Genomic DNA, 17405 nt, shown 5'->3' on the forward strand with positions numbered 1-17405 from the left:
GGGAGGGCGGGTCAGCCTTTGACGGCGCCGCCCATGCTGTTGAGGATGCGTTTCTGGAGCAGGAGAAAGACGACGACGACCGGGACCAGCGAGATCACGGTGCCGGCGGCGAGACCGCGGACGTCGGTGCCGGAGACGCCGCTCAGGTAGGCGATCCCGAGCGCGATCGGGAACTTGGACTGGCTGGTCAGCACCACCAGCGGCCAGATGAAGCTGTTCCACACCGACACGAATCCGAGGATCGCCAGTACGGCGAGCGTCGGCGCCACGATCGGCACGCAGATCCGCCAGAAGATCGCGAACTCGTTCGCACCGTCGACGCGGGCGGCCTCGACGATCTCGTCCGGGATCTGCGAGAACGCCTGGCGGAGCAGGAAGATGCCGAGCGACGACAGGATCGCGGGCAGGATCACCGCGGCGAACGTGTCGGTCAGCCCGAGCTCGCTCATCACCAGGAACCGCGGGATCAGCATCAGTTCGCCGGGCAGGAACATGATCGACAGGAACAGCATGAAGAACACGCCGCGACCGCGGAACGCGATCCTGGCCAGCGGGTACGCCGTCAGCGCGGACACCACGAGGTACACCGGGACCGTGATGCCGACGTAGATCACCGAGTTCACCAGGAACCGCGCGTACGGGATCGTCGTCCACGCCTCGCGGAACCATTCGGCCACCGGCGGCCGCGGGATCAGGTCGGGCGGGAACCCGAACACGTCCTGGCCGGCGGGCTTGGTCGCGGCGCTGAGCAGGATCAGGAACGGCCCGATGAACAACGCGGCGACGGCGATCAGCAGCAGATACAGCCCGATCCGGCGCGCGTTGAGCCTCGGCGTACGCCGGTAAAGCCGCCTGGCCATCAGATGTCCCTCCGCCGGGTCACCAACAGGTTGAAGCCGGCCAGGACGATCATGATCGCCCACAGCAGCAGGCCGACGGCGCTCGCGTAGCCCATGTCGTAGTCCTCGAAGGCTTTCGACCAGATGTAGTAGCCGAGGGTGAGAGTGGCGTCGAGCGGCCCGCCCCGGGTCAGCACGTACACCGACTCGAAGGCCCGCATCGCCTCGAGCATGCTGAGCACGAGCGTCACCGCGAACGTCGGCCGCAGCGACGGTACGACGACGTTCAGCAGCCGCTGCCACGCGTTCGCACCGTCGATCGTCGCCGCCTCGATCTGGTCCGAGGGGACGGACTGCAACCCGGCCAGGTAGATCATCATGAACAGACCGGCGTTCTTCCACGCCTCCAGCAGCACGACCGTGGGCAGCGCCCAGTGCCGGTCGAGCAGGAAGTCGGTCGGTCCGGCGCCGAACAGGCCGAGCACCCAGTTCACGACGCCCTCGCGGTTGAACACGTACCGCCAGGCGACCGCCACCGCGACCATCGACGTGATCACCGGCAGGTAGTAGAGCATCCGGAACGCCTGGATCGCGCGCAGCTTGAGGTTCACCAGCATCGCCAGGAACAGCGGCGCGACCACGGTCAGCGGCAGGAACATCAGCACGAACAGCAGCGAGTTCCGCAGCGCGATCCAGACCCGCGGGTCGTGCGCCATCCGGACGAAGTTGTCCAGCCCGGAGAAGCGCACCGGATGCACGATGTCGTAGTCGGAGAACGCGAGCTGGATCGCGATCACGGCCGGCCACGCGAACATCGCGGCGTAGAACAGCAGCCCGGGCAGCATGAACACGTACGGCGTGTACCAGTGCTGACCGACCACGCGGCCCTTCAAACCCGGCATACCCGCTCCTCGTGTCTGAAACCCGGATTTCAGATACCAAGCTGACGGGAACCGTAACGCAGAACGCAGCGGCCCGGAAGCGGTAACTCCAGAAAATTTCCGGCATCTTCCGTTGACTCGTGCGAACAGATGGCGAACACTCTGATGTCTGTAAGCCAGGTTTAGGACATTCCCCTATGAGGAGCCAATGATGGCCCGACTCCGACTCACCGCCGTTGTCGCCACGCTCGTCCTCGCACTCACCGGCTGTGTGTCCGGCAGTCCCGCGGGCGGCGGTGACGACCAGAAACAGTCCGGCGACGCCTACTCCGGTGACGTCGAGTGGTGGACGATCAACCTGCAGAAGAACTACGGGCCGGACATCCAGAAGTGGATCGACGCCTACCAGAAGGAGCACCCGAAGGTCTCGATCAAGTGGGTCGACGTACCGGGTGCCGACATCACCACCAAGCTGCTGGCGGCGATCGCCAGCGGCAAGGTGCCGGACGTCGTCAACTTCACCTCCGCGACCACCGGCCTGTTCGCCGGCTCGATGGCCGACCTGAGCTCGCTGTTCAGCGCCGACGACGTCGCCGCGTACCTGCCGAACCTGGCCGAGCCGTTGGTTGTCGACGGCAAGCGCATCGCGATCCCGTGGTACAACGGCGGCACGTCACTGGCGTTCTACAACAAGGATCTGCTGGCCAAGGCGGGTTTCGATCCGGCCAAGCCACCGAAGACGTACGACGACGCGCTCACGCTCGCGAAGACGTACCACGACGCGACCGGCAAGTCGGCGACCAACTTCATGGCGTACTCCAGCGTCGTGCAGGCGAACGGCATCCCGCTGCTCTCGGAGGACGGCAAGACGGCCGCGTTCAACACACCGGAGACCCTCGCGCTGCTGGAGAAGTTCAAGCCGCTCTTCAGCTCGGGCGCGATCGCCCCCGGAAGCCTCAGCGAGAACCCGCGGGACATGCCGCAGTCGCTGGAGAACAAGGGCATCGCGTTCAACCCGGCCGCCGTGTCCAGCTCGCTGCTGAACGTCGAGAAGAACGCGCCCGCGGTCTACTCCTCGATCACGGTCGGCCCGCCGGTGACCGGTGCCGACGGCAAGTTCTACATGCCGGGCCAGCAGGTGATGGGGATCCCCGCTAAGTCGGACAACCAGGCCGCCGCGGCAGCCTGGCTCAAGTACGTCGCCGCGCCCGAGCAGCAGCTCGCGCTGTGCAAGCTGGTGCCGATCTACCCGTCCTCGGTGAAGGCGCTCGAGGACCCGTTCTTCACCGAGATCTCCGGCACCACGCCGGCTGATCAGGCGCGGAAGATCCTGGTCGACACCTTCAAGCAGAGCATCGACGCGTCGATGGGGTCGGGCAACGACGAGCAGCTGCGGCAGCTGTTCGACGACCAGGTGCGGGCGTTCATGTCCGGGACCAAGTCGGCGAAGCAGGCCCTGGACGACGCCGAGAAGGCATGGAACGACACACTGGCGAAGGGCAAGTAGCGTGCTGCGTATTGGGATCGTGGGCGCCGGGATCATGGGCCGCGGCAACGCGTTGTCGTTGTCCGGCCGGGCCGACGCCGAGATCACGGCGGTGACCAGCCGATCCGCCGACTCCGCCGCGCAGCTCGCGGACGAGATCGCCGAGCGCGGCGCGCCGCGGCCGACGATCCATCCCGACCTCGGCGCCCTGCTGGACGACGACGCCGTGGACGCGGTCGTCCTGACCACGCCGGACGACGTCCACGGCGAGATGATGGTCCGCGCCGCGGAGGCCGGGAAGCACATCCTGGTGGAGAAGCCGATGACGACGTCGGTCGCGGAGGCCGACGCCGCGGTGAAGGCGATCCGCGAGAACGGCGTGATCGCGATGTGCCTGTTCAACCACCGGTGGGTGCCGGCGTACGCGCAGGCCTACGAGCTGCTCGCGGATCTCGGCGACGCTGCGGTCGCGTACGCGCGCAAGAACGACACGATCTTCGTGCCGACCGAGATGCTGTCCTGGGCGGATCGCACGACCTGCGCCTGGTTCCTGTCCAGCCACGACATCGACTTGGTGTCATGGCTGCTCCGAGACCAGGTACGACGGGTCTACGCGACCGCGCGCTGGGGCAAACTCCGGTTGCTCGGGATCGAGACGCCGGACGCGATCCAGATCCAGGCGGAGTACTCGCGCGGCACAGTGGCGACCTTCGAGTCCGCGTGGATCTACCCGAACACGTTCCCGACGACAGTTGATTCGTACGTCGCAGTGGTCGCGGACGACGGTGTGGTGCAGCTGGACCGGCAGCGGGAGAACGTCGTACTGGCAAAGCCGGACGGCTACAGCTATCCGCGGAACATGCTGCAGCGGGTCATGCACGGGATCCCGTCCGGTGCGTACGCCGACGCGATCGCGCACTGGGTCGACTGCTGCCGTACCGGTCGGGAACCGCTCATCACGATCGAGAGCAGCCGCAACGTCACCGCCGTGCTCGAGGCCGCCCACCTGTCGATCGAGACGCGCCAGCCCGTCGACGTGTCCATGCTGGTCGCATGACCGAAGGACCTGAGAAGCCGCGGCACATCGACGGGCGCATCAATCGGATCGGGACCGACGACCTGATCAAGGCGTTCGGCTCACCGGCCGGCGACCTGGCAGGCCTCCGCGCGTTTGTGGGCGAGCAGCTGAGGCGACCCGCCTGGCCTTTGCCGGAGTGGGCCGAGGCGACTCGAGCTACACCGGACGCCGTACTGGCAGCTGCTGCTCCACTACTCGATGGTGTCAATGTCACCGGACGTGGACTCGGGCGGTCGCAGCTGTACGGCTTCCACTACCTCGGGTGGCTCGCGCCTGGAGTGCAGGCGTGGCTGCTGACCGGTGACGAGCGCTACTTGCATGCGTTCGAAAAGCACCTCGATCAGTGGGTGGAGCACCGTGACTCGGTGACCGGTGAGTGGCCAGGTCTCGATGTCATCTGGTACTCGCTCGGCACGTGGGCCCGCTGCCGCAGTCTGCTGCCGACACTCGAGGTACTGACCTCCTCGCCGCTGTCCGACCGCGTGTGGGGCCGACTGGTCGCGACACTCGTCGGCGGAGCTCGTTGGTCGTACGACGAGCATGACGTGTTCCGGCACGGGAACTGGCAACTGGTGTGCGCGACCGAACTGCTGCACCTCAGCGCCGTGCTGCCGTCTCTCGTCGAGTCTGAGGCGTGGGCGGAGCGTGCGCGGCAGCGCATCGAGGAGCACCTGCTACTGGACATCTATCCGGACGGCGGGCACTACGAGCGCTCACCCGGGTACCACCGGATGGTGTTGACGGCTCTGCAGACAGCAGCACGGATCGACCCGGCCGTGGCGGCGCATCCCCGTTTTGCCGCGATGCACACGTGGATGTGCGAGCTGGTCTCGTCGGGCGGCTGGCTGCCGCACCTGCAGGACAGTGGGATCGAGTGGCCCGCAGCGTCGTTGCTGCGCGGCAGTTACCTGCTGAACGACCCTGTGTTCGCGCGGGTCGCAGCGCAATGGATGTCGCAGTCGGAGCTCGCTGCGGAGGTGGCGACGTTTCCTGCCCGGCCAGAGCGTGAGGACCGGTGGCTGTCGCCAGGCGGAGTTCCTGAGCTGCCGCAGGCGACTGTGCTGCCGGAGTCGGGGTACACGATCCTGCGGAGTCCAGAACTGCGTGCGGTGATCAACCATGGCCCGCACGTCGAGCACGAGTTGGAGTCGCACTCACATCGCGCCGTACTGGACCTGGTGCTGGACGGGTGGCAGCAGCCGTTGCTGTGGGAGGCGGGCGGTCCACCGAGCTACGACGATCCGGGCTACCTGACGTGGTACCAGTCGGGCCGCGGCCACAACACGATCCTCGTCGACGGCCAGGAGCTGTCGACGGACCGCAGTGTGGACGTCGACCCACTCGTCGACGCCAACGTGCTCGCCGTGTTCTCTGGCCGTCACCACGGCAACGGCCTCGAGCAGACCCGAACGATCGCACTGGTCCGCGAGAGCCCGTCGTACGTCGTTGTCACCGACCACGCGCCGGACACGCACACCTTCCGTGCTTGCTGGCACGCGCTGCACCCGTGGCGTGAGGTGGGGCAGCTCGCGTACGACGCCTCTGCGCCCAACGGACCGGGCTTGCTGTTGATCGACGCCGGTGATGCTACTCAGGTTGAGCTGACCGAGGGCGTAGCTCGTCATCCGGTGCTGGAGCGTCGGACGGCTGAGTACGGCCCGCTGCACTCGCTCACGGTGACGCGGTCGACCGGCGACTTCACGACGGTGCTGGTGCCGCACGCCGGCGCCGAGCCGGCCGCAGTGTCGGTGGATCGGGTCGACGGTGAGCTGGTGGTCGCCCTCGACGAGACGGTCGACCGGATCGGGCCGTCCACGTGGACGCGGACCGTCGACGGTCAGTTGACCTGGGCAACCGGGTGGCGGGTGCGGACGCTGCCGGGCCTCCTACGGGCGACTGACAACGTCGACGTACTGGCCAGGCCGACCGGCGACACGCTGCGCTTCGAGATCACCTGCTCCGGACGCTGCGGGCTGTGGATTCGCGCACACGGTGAGATCAGGCTCAACGGGATGCTGATCGACGCGATCGTCGAGGACGAGTGGGCGCACTTGACGCTTCCGTACGCCGGGGCGTGGACTGTTGACGGGGTTCGCTATGAGTGACGACGTAACCAGCGGGTGGTTCGACGCGCGGATCGTCACCGGCGCGCATCCTGCCTCCCTGCTCCCACCCACCGACCGGGACGCGATCGCCGCGCATCTGGACCGCTACGCGCTGTCCGGCGCTCTGGTGAGCGCGATGGCATCGTGGTTGCACGACCCGATCGGCGGCAACGCGGAAGCGTCTGCGATCGCACACGACCTGGCCGACCGCGGCGTACTGGCATGCTGGACCGCGGTCCCGGCGACGTCCGGTGAGCTCGACTCGCTGACCGACCTGGTGGATCGCGCCGTGGACGACGGCGTCGCGGCCTTCCGCATCCACCCCGCGTCGCACGGCTTCTCCCCCGCTCTGCTAATCGAATTGTACGACGCGCTCCAGACCAACCGCCTGCCGTTGTGCGTCGACGCCGCGGAACTCTCCTGGCCGGACCTGAACACGATCGCGACCCGCTTCCCGGAGCTGCCGATCGTCGTGTCGAACCTCGGGTACCGGAAGCTCCGCGACCTCTGGGCCGCGCTTGTTGGGCACACCAACGTCTTCGTCGATCTCGTCGACTTCGCCGCGCATCAGGGCGTCGAGTGGCTCGCCGCCAACGACCTCGCCGACCGGTTGCTTTTCGCCACCGGCCTCGGGGTCCGCGATCCCGGCGAGAGCATCGTCCGGCTCGCGTGGTCCGGTCTCGACGACGCGACGGTCCGCCTGGTCGGCTCGGGAAACGCGCGCCGGCTGCTCCAGGGGGTACGAGCATGATCGGGCGCCGGCCGCAGCATCGGATCGTCGACGTGCACGCCCACCTCGGCCCGTACTCGCTGTTCTTCATCCCCGAGTCGGACGCCGCGACGATGGTCGCGGTGATGGACCGGACCGGCACCGACGTCACCGTGCTCGCGGCGAACCGCGCGATCCAGCAGGACGCGCACCTGGGCAACTCGCAGTCGCTCGCCGCGGTCGATGCGTACCCGCACCGGATCGCGGCGTACGCGGTCATCAACCCGTGGCAGGAGCCGGAGCACGAGCTCGAGCGGCTCGCGGGAGACGACCGGTTCGTCGGAATCAAGGTGCATCCGAGCCTGCACCGCTACCCGGTCACCGGCGCGCGGTACGCCGCGGTGTGGGCGTTCGCCGAGTCCACCGGCTGTCCCGTGCTCAGTCACTCCGAGCATCAGTCGCCGTACGACGCGCCGCGGCTGTTCGAGGCGGTCGCGGAACGCTATCCGGGTACGTCGGTTGTCCTCGGACATGCCGGGATCACACCGGCCGGGGTGGACGAGGCGATCGCGGCAGCCCGCCGGTACGACTCGCTCTGGCTGGAGGTGTGCGGCTCGCAGATGACCGGGCCGCTGATCCGCGCCATGGTCGACCAGGTAGGCAGCGGGCGGGTGCTGTTCGGTTCCGACTTCCCCTTCATCGACCAGCGCATGTCGCTCGGCCGCGTGGTCTGTGCACCGCTGACGGAGAGTCAACGCCAAGATGTTCTCAGCGGGAACGCCCGCAAGCTGTTCCGGTGGCGGCCGCTACCGGGAGAACGAGGGGTTGGCCAATGACGGAAGAGATGCAGCAGTCCGAGCAGGTGTCCGGCGAGCGGTTGCCCGCGGTGACGGTCGGACTGTTCGGTCCACGCCGGCTGGTCAAGACGATGTCGGAGGTCGGCCAGGAGGTCGCGGAGCGGTCCGTCAACGGCGTGCGGTTCCTGACCGGCGGGTACGACGACCTGTCCGAGGCCGAGGAGCGCTACCTGCGGCTGCGGGACCGGATCGACGCGGCGGTGTTCCCCGGCCCGTGGGCGTTCGACCTGGCGACGACCGGCCACTGGCTCACCGTCCCGTCGACCCACCTGCCGCTGACCGGCGCCGCGCTGTACGCCGCCCTGCTGCGGGCCTCGCTGACGATCAAGGACGTCGACCTGAGCCGGGTCAGCATCGACTCGCTCTCACTCGCGGACGTCTCCGAGGCGTACAGCGAGATCGGCCTGGACACCGCCCAGGTGTACGACGTCCCCTACGAGGGCCCCGAGTCCGTCGCGGGGTTCGCTGCGTTCCACCGCGAGAAGTGGGAACGCCAGCACACCACGCTGGCGCTGACCACGATCCTCGCCGTGGAGCGTGAGCTGCGCGCGGACGGCGTACCGGTGCTGCGGATCGCGCCGACGCGGTCGAGTGTGCGGGATGCGCTGGAGACCGCCGTACTGCTCGGCCAGGGCACTCGGATGGGAGCGCATCAGCTCGCGATGATCGCCGTACAGGTCATTCCGACCGGTGCGTCGCGGGCCGAGTCGGGTGACTACTGGCAGCAGGAGCTGGCGTTGTCGACGCACCAGAAGCTGCTGTCCGAGGCCCGCCAGGTCGGTGCGTCAGTCACGCGCCGGTCGGACACACTCTTCCTGGTCACCACGACGTACGGAGCTCTGCTGCGGCTGACTGAGCAGTTCGCGGTTGCACCCTTTCTAGGCGCGTTGACTGCACAGCTCGGAGTACCTGTCGCTGTAGGCGCCGGAACCGGCCAGACCGCTCGCGCTGCGGAGGCAAACGCACTCATGGCCGTTGAGGACTCCGTTGCGGCAGGCGGCAAGGTGGCCGTGTACCTGGACGGCAGCAGCGACCGGGTGGACCTCGAGCCCGGTCCTGCGACAACTGAATCCGCACCGGCCGACGGGACGTCGCCGATCGACCAGCGAGCGCTGGAGATCGTGACCTCGATCGCCTCTGCCATGAGCTCGGCTCCGGGCCGACAGGTGGTCGTAGACGTTGAGAGCGTGGCCGCGATCATGCAGGTCACTCAGCGGACCGGACGCCGAATGCTGAAGGAGCTGGTCGAGGCAGGTCTCGCCTGGCCGCTGCCACCGGCTCGCTCGACCGCTGGCGGCCGACCACGCCAGCAGTTCCGCTTACTCACCGAGAAGCTCGACTGACCTTCTCGACTGACCTCTGGAGAAGCCTGTGCAGACTCGCCGTCACGACCATGCAGACCGCCTGTACGCGCGCGCCCGACAGGTGATCGCAGGCGGTGTCTCCAGCGATGCCCGCCGAGCTGACCGGCCGCTGTTCGTGGACCACGCCCGCGGCGCCGAACTGTGGGACGTGGACGGCAACAGGTACGTGGACTACGTGCTCGGCCAAGGCCCGAACCTCCTCGGCCACGCCGCACCACTCGTCGCCGACGCAGTCTCCGACCAGGTACGCCGTGGCGTCGCGTACGCCGCCCAGCACGAGCTGGAGGCACAGGTCGCCGAACGCCTGTGCAGCATGGTGCCGGCAGCGGAACTGGTCCGCTTCAACAGCGTCGGCTCAGAGGCCGTACACGGCGCGATCCGACTGGCCCGCGGCCACACCGGCCGCCCGAAGATCGTGAAGTTCGAGGGCAACTACCACGGCTGGCTCGACCCGGTCCTCTACAGCGTGCACCCGGACCTCGCCCTGGCCGGTGACGCCCGGCACCCCATCGCGGTCGGCGGTACCGCGGGCCAGCCGCGGCACGACGCGGACGACCTGATCGTCCTGCCCTACAACGATCTGCCGGCTGTCGCCGAGGTGTTCGCACGCAGCGGGGACGAGATCGCGGCGGTCATCCTCGAGCCGCTGCTCTGCAACACCGGCTGCATCACACCGGCCCCTGGCTACCTCGAAGGGCTCCGGGAGCTGACTCGGGAGCACGGGTCGTTGCTGATCTTCGACGAGATCATCACCGGGTTCCGGGTCGCTCCGGGCGGGGCGGGCGAGCTGCTGGGCGTCGTACCCGATCTGGCCGCGTTCGGGAAGGCGATGGCCGGCGGCATGCAGGTGTCCGCACTGGTCGGCTCGGCCGAGGTGATGGGGACGATCGCGGACGGCAAGGTCGCGCACGCCGGGACGTTCAACTCCCATCCGGTGGGGATGGCGGCCGCCGACGCGGTACTGCGTCATCTCGACGAGCACCGCGACGACGTGTACCCACCGCTGACCGCGACAGGTCAACGGTTGATGGCCGGCCTGCGCGCGGCAGCTGCAAAGCATGGGGTGCCGCTGCTCGTGGACGGGCCCGGTCCGGTGTTCCAGACGTACATCACGGACCAGGCCGCCGTCACGGACTACCGCACGTTCGCCGCCTGCGACCGGGCAGCGATGGCTCGGTTCCACGCGGGTCTGTTCGCTGCCGGTATCAGCATCGTGCCGCGCGGGTTGTGGTTCCTGTCCACCGAGCACACCGCGGACCAGGTCGACGAGACTATCGCGGTAGCAGACTCAGTGTTCGATTCCCTTTAGACACAGGGTCGAACGGCTTACGGTCCTGGTTGCAGGTCGAGCCGTCCGCCGGGGCCTTCAACCGGGTGAGGTAGTTGGTGATCATCGTGTCGGCGCAGGTGCTCTTGCCGATCGTGGTGTGCCCGTAGCCCTCGACTGTCACCATCCGGGCGTCCGGGTACAGGTCGGCGTACGGCCGCGTTGCCTCGTACGGCGTGGCCGGATCGTGGCGGGTGCCGAACACCAGTACCGGCTGCCGCACCTTGTTCTGCCACGGGCCGCGGAAGTCGTCGGTGTCGCGGATCCCCAGGAACTCACAGTGGATCCCGACCCAGGCGCGGAACCGGCCGAAGTGCGGGGCGCGTCGGTCGGCGGCATCGGCGTACGCCGGGTATGCCAGCGGGCGGCCGGACTGCCTCGCCTCGACACATGGCTGCAGCACGGTTCCGATCGAGTTGTAGTCCTCCTTGCGTCGGTTCCACTCGATGAGTGCCTGCGGCGCCTTCGTCGCGGCCTTTGCCCGGTTCTGGACGGCGAGCTGGGCCCACGTCTGGGCGAGCGCCGGGTAACCGATCGGGTCATAGAGGCTCGAGAACGTCATCGCCACAGCTACGGCGTACGTCACGGTCAGCGTGGAACCGTCCGGCAGGGCGACGACGACCGGGTGGGTCTTCAGCCGCTCGAGCGTGCTCTCCACAACAGTCCTCGGATCGCCGAGCTGGTTCAACGCACAGTTCGCGGCGGCCTTCTTGCACTCGGTCAGGAACTGCTCGTACGTGTCGTACGCGCCCTCGCCCTGCTTCAGCCGGACACCGACCGGGTTCGGATCGCCATTCGAGCCCGAGTACCACTCGGGGCTCAGCGTGCCGTCGAGGACCAGTGCACGGACCTTGTTCGGGAAGAGCTTGGCGTACGTCGCACCGAGGTACGTGCCGTACGAGTAGCCGACGTACGACAGCTTCTCGTCGCCGACCGCCTGCCGCAGCAGATCCATGTCACGCGCAACGTTCGCGGTCGAGTAGTGCGCGAGCCGGTCCGGCGACGTGGTCCGGCAGCTGAGCGCCTGCTTCGCCGCGTCGACGATGAACCGGCGCTCTTCCTTCGCGGTCACCGGGAACGCCGGGACGTTCGCCAGCGCCTCCGACTCCTCGGCCGCGGTCGGGTAACAGGTGGCCGGATCCGAACGGCTCACGCCCCGCGGGTCGAACCCGAGGATGTCGAACTTCGCGCGGACCTCCGGGGTGTAGATCTGCTGACCGGCCTGCTGCACCAGGTCGACACCGGAGCCACCGGGGCCGCCGGGGTTCGTGAACAGCGTGCCGACCTTGTGGGCCGGGTCGCCGGCCGGCAGCCGGGTCAACGCAATCGTCGTGGTCGGTCCGTGCGGGTTGTCGTAGTCGGTCGGGACCTCGACAGTCGCGCACTGGAACGGCTTCAGCTTCGGGTCGGTTCCACAGGTACCCCACGCGATCTGCGGTACTGCGGACTTCGCCTGAGCCACTGCGGTGGTCATCGGCGTCAGCAGCACGAGGGCCGCGCCGGCGACAGACAGTCTTCGAAGGATTCGTCTGGGCGTCATGTCACCGACCGTAGGCGGGCAGATCCTCCCGTCGCGTCCACCACGAGAAGGAGGCCGGGAACCCGTCTGCTGACGGACCCGGCCTCCCTCTCAAGCGTGAAGCTCTTAGGCGCTCTTCTCGCGGCGGTCGCGCTTGGTGCGCTCGATCTGGTCGCGCGGGATCAGCGTGGGGTTCACGTTCTCCAGCACGACCTCGCCGGTGACGACGACCTTGGCGACGTCCTCGCGGCTCGGCACCTCGTACATCACGTTGAGGAGAACCTCTTCCATGATGGCCCGCAGACCACGGGCGCCGGTGCCGCGCAGCAGCGCCTGGTCCGCGATCGCCTCGACCGCGTCGTCGCTGAACTCGAGCTCGACGTTGTCGATCTCGAACAGCCGCCGGTACTGCTTGACCAGCGCGTTCTTCGGCTCGGACAGGATCTTGATCAGCGCGTCGCGGTCCAGCGGCGAGACGGTCGTGATGACCGGGAGCCGGCCGATGAACTCCGGGATCAGACCGAACTTGAGCAGATCCTCCGGCATCACATCGGCGTACCCGCCGGCTTCCTTCGGCTTCTCCGGCTCACGCGAGGTGTTGAAGCCGAGGGTCTTCTTGCCGACCCGCTGCTCGACCATGTGGTCCAGGCCGGCGAACGCGCCGCCGACGATGAACAGCACGTTGGTCGTGTCGATCTGGATGAACTCCTGGTGCGGGTGCTTGCGACCGCCCTGCGGCGGAACACTCGCGGTGGTGCCTTCCAGGATCTTCAGCAGCGCCTGCTGGACGCCCTCACCAGAGACGTCGCGGGTGATCGACGGGTTCTCGCTCTTGCGGGCGATCTTGTCGACCTCGTCGATGTAGATGATCCCGGTCTCGGCCTTCTTGACGTCGTAGTCCGCGGCCTGGATCAGTTTCAGCAGGATGTTCTCGACGTCCTCACCGACGTACCCGGCCTCGGTCAGCGCCGTCGCGTCCGCGATCGCGAACGGGACGTTCAGCATCCGGGCGAGCGTCTGGGCGAGGTAGGTCTTGCCGCAGCCCGTCGGGCCGATCAGCAGGATGTTCGACTTGGCCAGCTCGACGGCCTCGTCCTTCGCGTGCCGGCCGGCGCTCGAGCCGCCCTGGCCGTCGCGGACCCGCTTGTAGTGGTTGTAGACCGCCACCGCGAGTGCCTTCTTGGCCACGTCCTGACCGACGACGTACGCGTTGAGGAAGTCGTAGATCTCGCGCGGCTTCGGCAGCTCGGTGAGACCGACCTCGGAGCCCTCGTTCAGCTCCTCCTCGATGATCTCGTTGCAGAGATCGATGCATTCGTCGCAGATATAGACGCCGGGACCGGCGATGAGCTTCTTGACCTGCTTCTGACTCTTGCCGCAGAACGAGCACTTGAGCAGGTCGCCGCCGTCACCAATGCGTGCCACCGGGGCAGATCCCTTCTATGCGAGTCGAACCATGGGCCAGGAGGGCGTGGGCCGCAGGGACCGGGACGGTCGTCAGTACCCCGATCCGATTTCGACGGTACCCCGTCCGGGGCCGAAAAACCGCGCTCGCCACCGGGTTGTGACTACGCCGGTGGCGAACGCGTCGTGCTCTTGACAACCGGTCAGACCGGCCTCGCCCGAACTGAACCCGTTCAGACGCCGGCCGGGACCGGGGTCTTGAGAGTCTGCAGGACGTCGTCGATCAGGCCGTACTCGATCGCCTGCTCGGCGGTGAGGAACTTGTCCCGCTCGATGTCCCGGGACACCTCCGCGATGTCCTTGCCGCTGGCCTCGGAGATCATCGTCTCCAGCAGCGACCGGAGCCGCAGGATCTCGTTCGCCTGGATCTCGATGTCACTCGACTGGCCGTAGGTGCCCTCGGTGGCCGGCTGGTGAATGATGATCCGGCTGTTCGGCAGCGCGAGCCGCTTGCCCGGCGTACCGGCGGCGAGCAGCACCGCGGCGGCCGAGGCAGCCTGGCCGAGGCAGACCGTCTGGACGTCCGGCTTGATGTAGCGGACGGTGTCGTAGATCGCCGTCAGCGCGGTGAACGATCCGCCCGGCGAGTTGATGTAGATGCTGATGTCGCGGTCGGAGTCCATCGACTGCAGGCAGAGCAGCTGCGCCATCACGGCGTTCGCGATCTCGTCGGTGATCGGCGTACCGAGGAAGATGATCCGGTCCTCGAAGAGCTTCGTGTACGGGTCGATCCGGCGCATGCCGTACGACGTGCGCTCCTCCCACTGCGGGATGAAGTAGTTCATGGTGCTTCCTTAACTGACGAAGTGGGAGATCAGGAGTTCGGGCTGCCCGTGCTGAGCTGGGCGGCGGTGGTGACCACGTGGTCGATGAAGCCGTACTCCTTCGCCTGGTCGGCGGTGAACCAGCGGTCCCGGTCGGCGTCGTTCTCCACCTGCTCGAGCGGCTGCCCGGTGTGCTCGGAGATCAGCCGGAACAGCAGCGCCTTCAGGTGCAGCGACTGCTCGGCCTGGATCTTGATGTCCGAGGCCGTACCGCCCATACCGCCGGACGGCTGGTGCATCATGATCCGCGCGTGCGGCAGCGCGTACCGCTTGTTCTTCGCACCGGCGCAGAGCAGGAACTGGCCCATCGAGGCCGCCAGGCCCATCCCGACCGTGGCCACGTCGTTCGAGATCCACTGCATGGTGTCGTAGATCGCCATGCCGGAGTCCACCGAGCCACCCGGCGAGTTGATGTACAACCAGATGTCCGCGGTCGGGTCCTGGGCGTTCAGCAGCAGCATCTGCGCGCAGATCGCGTTCGCGTTGTCGTCGCGAACCTCGGACCCCAGGAAGATGATCCGGTTCTTCCGCAACTCGCGGTAGATGTCGTCGTCGTGTCCGCCGGATCCGTTGCCGCCCGCGGCGGTGGGGCTGGCTGCAAATGTCTCGTTCACGAACCCGACACTACTGGTCGGCGGCGACAGACCTAAGGCTGGGCCGGAGGTGTTCGCTCACGGCGCACCGCTCGTCTGCTCTGAGCGAATTCGGGCCCGATCACCAGCCGCACAGGACAACGGATCCGGACTCGTCGGCGGCTGCCTCGTCAGGTACTTCGCGGCGCTCCGGCAGCTCCGGCTCCCGCCGTACCTCAGGTTCCTGCAGCAGCGCGGCCACACCCGCCCCCTTCCGCGTTCGACCCGAACCACTCCGGAAATCGTTTCACCGGCCACGCTAGGCCAGGTTCTTCACGGTCGCGTCGCGATCGTCCGGCGAACATGCGTACGGCCCGGACCCCACCTGAAGGGATCCGGGCCGTACGGCGAGACGTTGCTCAGGCCGGCTCAGGCCGGCTCAGGCCTGCGCGGGCTCCGCGACCGGGGTCTCGGCGGCCTCGTCGCCGGCGGCCTCCGGGTCGGCGTACGAGCCGTCCGGCTGCAGGGTCTTCAGCTCGACCGTGTTGCCGGACGCGTCGGTCACCTTGGCGTTCTCCACCAGGTACGCGAGCGCCTTGCCGCGGACGACCTCGGACACCAGGCTCGGGACCAGGTTGTTCTCCACCGCGTGCTGCGCGAACTGGTCCGGGCTGACGCCGGAACGCTGCGCGTGCCGGACGATGTGCTCGGTGAGCTCCTGGTCGTTGACACTCAGCTCCTGCTGCTCGGCCACCAGGTCGAGCACGAACTGCGCCTTGATCGCGTCCTCGGACCGCTTCTTCAGGTCCTCGTCGAACTCTTCCTGGGTCTGCTCCTCGCCCTCGAGGAACTGCTCCATGGTCATCCCGGAGTACCCGAGCTGCTGCTCCAGGTTCTCCTTGCGGGCGGCCAGCTCGTCGGTCAGCAGGCCCTCGGGGACCGGCACGTCGACCAGCGTCAGGATCTTCTCCAGGACGGCGTCGCGCGCCTCACCGGCCTGCTCGAGCCGCTTGCCGCGCTCCAGCCGGGTCTGTACGTCGGCCTTCAGCTCCTCGGCGGTGTCGAACTCCGACGCGGTCTGCGCGAACTCGTCGTCGAACTCCGGGAGCTCCTGCTCCTTGACCGCCGTCACCGTCACCTCGACGTCGACGTCCTCGCCCTTCAGCGAGCCGCCGACCAACTGGGTGACGAAAGTCTTCTTCTCGCCGGCGCTCAGGCCGATGACAGCCTCGTCCAGGCCGTCGAGCAGCTGACCGCTGCCGACCTGGTACGACAGGCCGGTGGCCTGCGCCTCCTCGACCTTCTCGCCGTCCTTGCTGGCCGACAGGTCCAGGGTGATGAAGTCGTTGTCGCCGACCGCGCGCTCGACCGGGTTCAGCGAGCCGAACCGCTGGCGCAGCGACTCGATCTGCTCGTTCACCTCGTCGTCGGAGATCGCGATGTCCTCGACCTCGGCCTCCAGGCCCTCCAGGTCCGGCAGGGTGATCTCCGGGCGGACCTCGACCTCGGCGGAGAACTGCAGGCTCTCCTTGTCGTTGAACTCGGTCACGTCGACCTCGGGCCGGCCGATCGCCTTGACCTGGTTGTCGCTGACCGCCTGCGAGTAGAGCTTCGGCAGCGCGTCGTTGATCGCCTCCTCGAGCACCGGACCGCGGCCGACGCGCTGGTCGATGACCTGCGGCGGGATCTTTCCCTTACGGAAGCCCGGCACCACGATCTGCTGGCCGATGCTCTTGTACGCCGCGTCGAGGCTCGGCTTGAGTTCCTCGAACGGCACCTCGACGATGAGCTTGACCTTGGTCGGGCTCAAGGACTCGACGGTGCTCTTCACGGTGGCGGTTCTCCTTGATTCGGTGACATTCACAGCACGCGCGACACCCCGCGTTGCAGCGGTGCTACAGGGGGTTTGTCGGGGCGACAGGACTCGAACCTGCGGTCTCCTGCTCCCAAAGCAGGCGCGCTAGCCACTACGCTACGCCCCGCAGTGACCGGTCGAGTGTAGTCGACCGGAACCAGTGCTCGCGCCACCGGGGCCCCGGACATACCGTTTTGAGTCCAACCGGCCTCATGTGGAATCATGTCCGAGCACCACGCGGGTGTAGCTCAATGGTAGAGCCTCAGTCTTCCAAACTGATTACGCGAGTTCGATTCTCGTCACCCGCTCGGGCGAGAGGGCGAGGTATGCCTGCGGAAAGCGCAGGCCTGTCTCGCCCTCTTCTGTTGTGCGCCTTCGCTTCGCTCGGCTCCTGGGTCGGGTTGGGTGCGTCGGTGCGGGCATTTGGGTCGGGTTGTGCGGTCGGGCGCGGGCGTTGGGCTCGGGTTGTGCGGTCGGGCGCGGGCGTTGGGCTCGGGTTGTGCGGTCGGGCGCGGGCGTTGGGCT

Annotated in this window: 14 protein-coding genes and 2 tRNA genes; 8 read left to right on the forward strand and 8 right to left on the reverse strand. The window is 67.6% G+C overall.

The genetic code is table 11. The features are described 5' to 3' along the window. Nucleotides 1-11 precede the first annotated feature (11 nt). Nucleotides 12-860, reverse strand: coding sequence for a carbohydrate ABC transporter permease (locus tag EV647_RS08050; RefSeq protein WP_134000559.1), 849 nt, complete (start codon nt 858-860; stop codon nt 12-14). Continuing rightward, complete coding sequence (locus EV647_RS08055) at nt 860-1741, reverse strand: carbohydrate ABC transporter permease (RefSeq protein ID WP_134000561.1); 882 nt, start codon at nt 1739-1741, stop codon at nt 860-862. The genes EV647_RS08050 and EV647_RS08055 overlap by 1 nt, the downstream gene beginning before the upstream one ends. A gap of 190 nt (nt 1742-1931) precedes the next feature. On the opposite strand from EV647_RS08055, the gene EV647_RS08060 reads away from it, so the two are divergent. Genes EV647_RS08060 through EV647_RS08090 form a run of 7 tightly spaced genes read left to right on the forward strand, consistent with a single transcriptional unit; the run spans nt 1932 to nt 10628 of the window. Continuing rightward, complete coding sequence (locus EV647_RS08060) at nt 1932-3227, forward strand: ABC transporter substrate-binding protein (RefSeq protein WP_166680245.1); 1296 nt, start codon at nt 1932-1934, stop codon at nt 3225-3227. Between the two features lies 1 nt (nt 3228). Then, nucleotides 3229-4263 (forward strand): Gfo/Idh/MocA family protein, encoded by a 1035-nt coding sequence (locus EV647_RS08065; protein ID WP_238177086.1) that lies wholly within the window; start codon nt 3229-3231, stop codon nt 4261-4263. After that, a complete protein-coding gene (locus EV647_RS08070) occupies nt 4260-6389 on the forward strand; it encodes a heparinase II/III family protein (RefSeq protein WP_134000564.1) in 2130 nt (709 codons plus the stop codon). Before EV647_RS08065 ends, EV647_RS08070 begins: the two co-directional genes overlap by 4 nt. Then, complete coding sequence (locus tag EV647_RS08075; protein ID WP_134000566.1) at nt 6382-7140, forward strand: amidohydrolase family protein; 759 nt, start codon at nt 6382-6384, stop codon at nt 7138-7140. Before EV647_RS08070 ends, EV647_RS08075 begins: the two co-directional genes overlap by 8 nt. Further along, nucleotides 7137-7934 (forward strand): amidohydrolase family protein, encoded by a 798-nt coding sequence (locus EV647_RS08080; RefSeq protein ID WP_134000568.1) that lies wholly within the window; start codon nt 7137-7139, stop codon nt 7932-7934. Before EV647_RS08075 ends, EV647_RS08080 begins: the two co-directional genes overlap by 4 nt. Further along, nucleotides 7931-9298: a transcriptional regulator gene (locus EV647_RS08085; RefSeq protein WP_134000570.1), complete on the forward strand. Its 1368-nt coding sequence runs from the start codon at nt 7931-7933 to the stop codon at nt 9296-9298. Before EV647_RS08080 ends, EV647_RS08085 begins: the two co-directional genes overlap by 4 nt. A 28-nt stretch (nt 9299-9326) precedes the next feature. After that, entirely contained in the window at nt 9327-10628 is a 1302-nt protein-coding gene (locus EV647_RS08090) for an aspartate aminotransferase family protein (RefSeq protein ID WP_166680246.1), read from the forward strand. Here the strand turns inward: EV647_RS08090 and EV647_RS08095 are convergent. From EV647_RS08095 to EV647_RS08120, 6 genes are all read right to left on the reverse strand, one after another. Beyond that, entirely contained in the window at nt 10591-12186 is a 1596-nt protein-coding gene (locus EV647_RS08095; protein WP_134000574.1) for an alpha/beta hydrolase, read from the reverse strand. The two genes, EV647_RS08090 and EV647_RS08095, sit on opposite strands and share 38 nt — an antisense overlap. 105 nt (nt 12187-12291) lie before the next feature. Then, entirely contained in the window at nt 12292-13590 is a 1299-nt protein-coding gene (clpX, locus tag EV647_RS08100) for an ATP-dependent Clp protease ATP-binding subunit ClpX (protein WP_134000576.1), read from the reverse strand. A 212-nt stretch (nt 13591-13802) separates the two neighbouring features. Next, complete coding sequence (locus tag EV647_RS08105; RefSeq protein WP_134000578.1) at nt 13803-14414, reverse strand: ATP-dependent Clp protease proteolytic subunit; 612 nt, start codon at nt 14412-14414, stop codon at nt 13803-13805. 29 nt (nt 14415-14443) lie between these two features. Then, a complete protein-coding gene (locus EV647_RS08110) occupies nt 14444-15067 on the reverse strand; it encodes a ClpP family protease (protein ID WP_134000580.1) in 624 nt (207 codons plus the stop codon). A 397-nt stretch (nt 15068-15464) separates the two neighbouring features. Beyond that, nucleotides 15465-16856: a trigger factor gene (gene tig / locus EV647_RS08115; protein ID WP_134000582.1), complete on the reverse strand. Its 1392-nt coding sequence runs from the start codon at nt 16854-16856 to the stop codon at nt 15465-15467. A 78-nt stretch (nt 16857-16934) separates the two neighbouring features. Next, nucleotides 16935-17007: transfer RNA gene (locus EV647_RS08120), tRNA-Pro, on the reverse strand. Nucleotides 17008-17117: 110 nt separating this feature from the next. Between EV647_RS08120 and EV647_RS08125 the strand changes: the two genes are divergently transcribed. After that, nucleotides 17118-17188 (forward strand) — tRNA-Gly (locus tag EV647_RS08125). Nucleotides 17189-17405: the final 217 nt, after the last annotated feature.

Source organism: Kribbella sp. VKM Ac-2566, assembly GCF_004366005.1.
Classification (GTDB): Bacteria; Actinomycetota; Actinomycetes; order Propionibacteriales; family Kribbellaceae; genus Kribbella; species Kribbella pratensis.

Coding starts and splice junctions, on each gene's coding strand:
- EV647_RS08070 (WP_134000564.1), top strand. CDS start 4,260: ATGACCGAAGGACCTGAGAAGCCGCGGCACATCGACGGGCGCATCAAT.
- EV647_RS08105 (WP_134000578.1), bottom strand. CDS start 14,414: ATGAACTACTTCATCCCGCAGTGGGAGGAGCGCACGTCGTACGGCATG.
- EV647_RS08095 (WP_134000574.1), bottom strand. CDS start 12,186: ATGACGCCCAGACGAATCCTTCGAAGACTGTCTGTCGCCGGCGCGGCC.
- EV647_RS08060 (WP_166680245.1), top strand. CDS start 1,932: ATGGCCCGACTCCGACTCACCGCCGTTGTCGCCACGCTCGTCCTCGCA.
- EV647_RS08055 (WP_134000561.1), bottom strand. CDS start 1,741: ATGCCGGGTTTGAAGGGCCGCGTGGTCGGTCAGCACTGGTACACGCCG.
- EV647_RS08050 (WP_134000559.1), bottom strand. CDS start 860: ATGGCCAGGCGGCTTTACCGGCGTACGCCGAGGCTCAACGCGCGCCGG.
- EV647_RS08085 (WP_134000570.1), top strand. CDS start 7,931: ATGACGGAAGAGATGCAGCAGTCCGAGCAGGTGTCCGGCGAGCGGTTG.
- EV647_RS08075 (WP_134000566.1), top strand. CDS start 6,382: ATGAGTGACGACGTAACCAGCGGGTGGTTCGACGCGCGGATCGTCACC.
- EV647_RS08080 (WP_134000568.1), top strand. CDS start 7,137: ATGATCGGGCGCCGGCCGCAGCATCGGATCGTCGACGTGCACGCCCAC.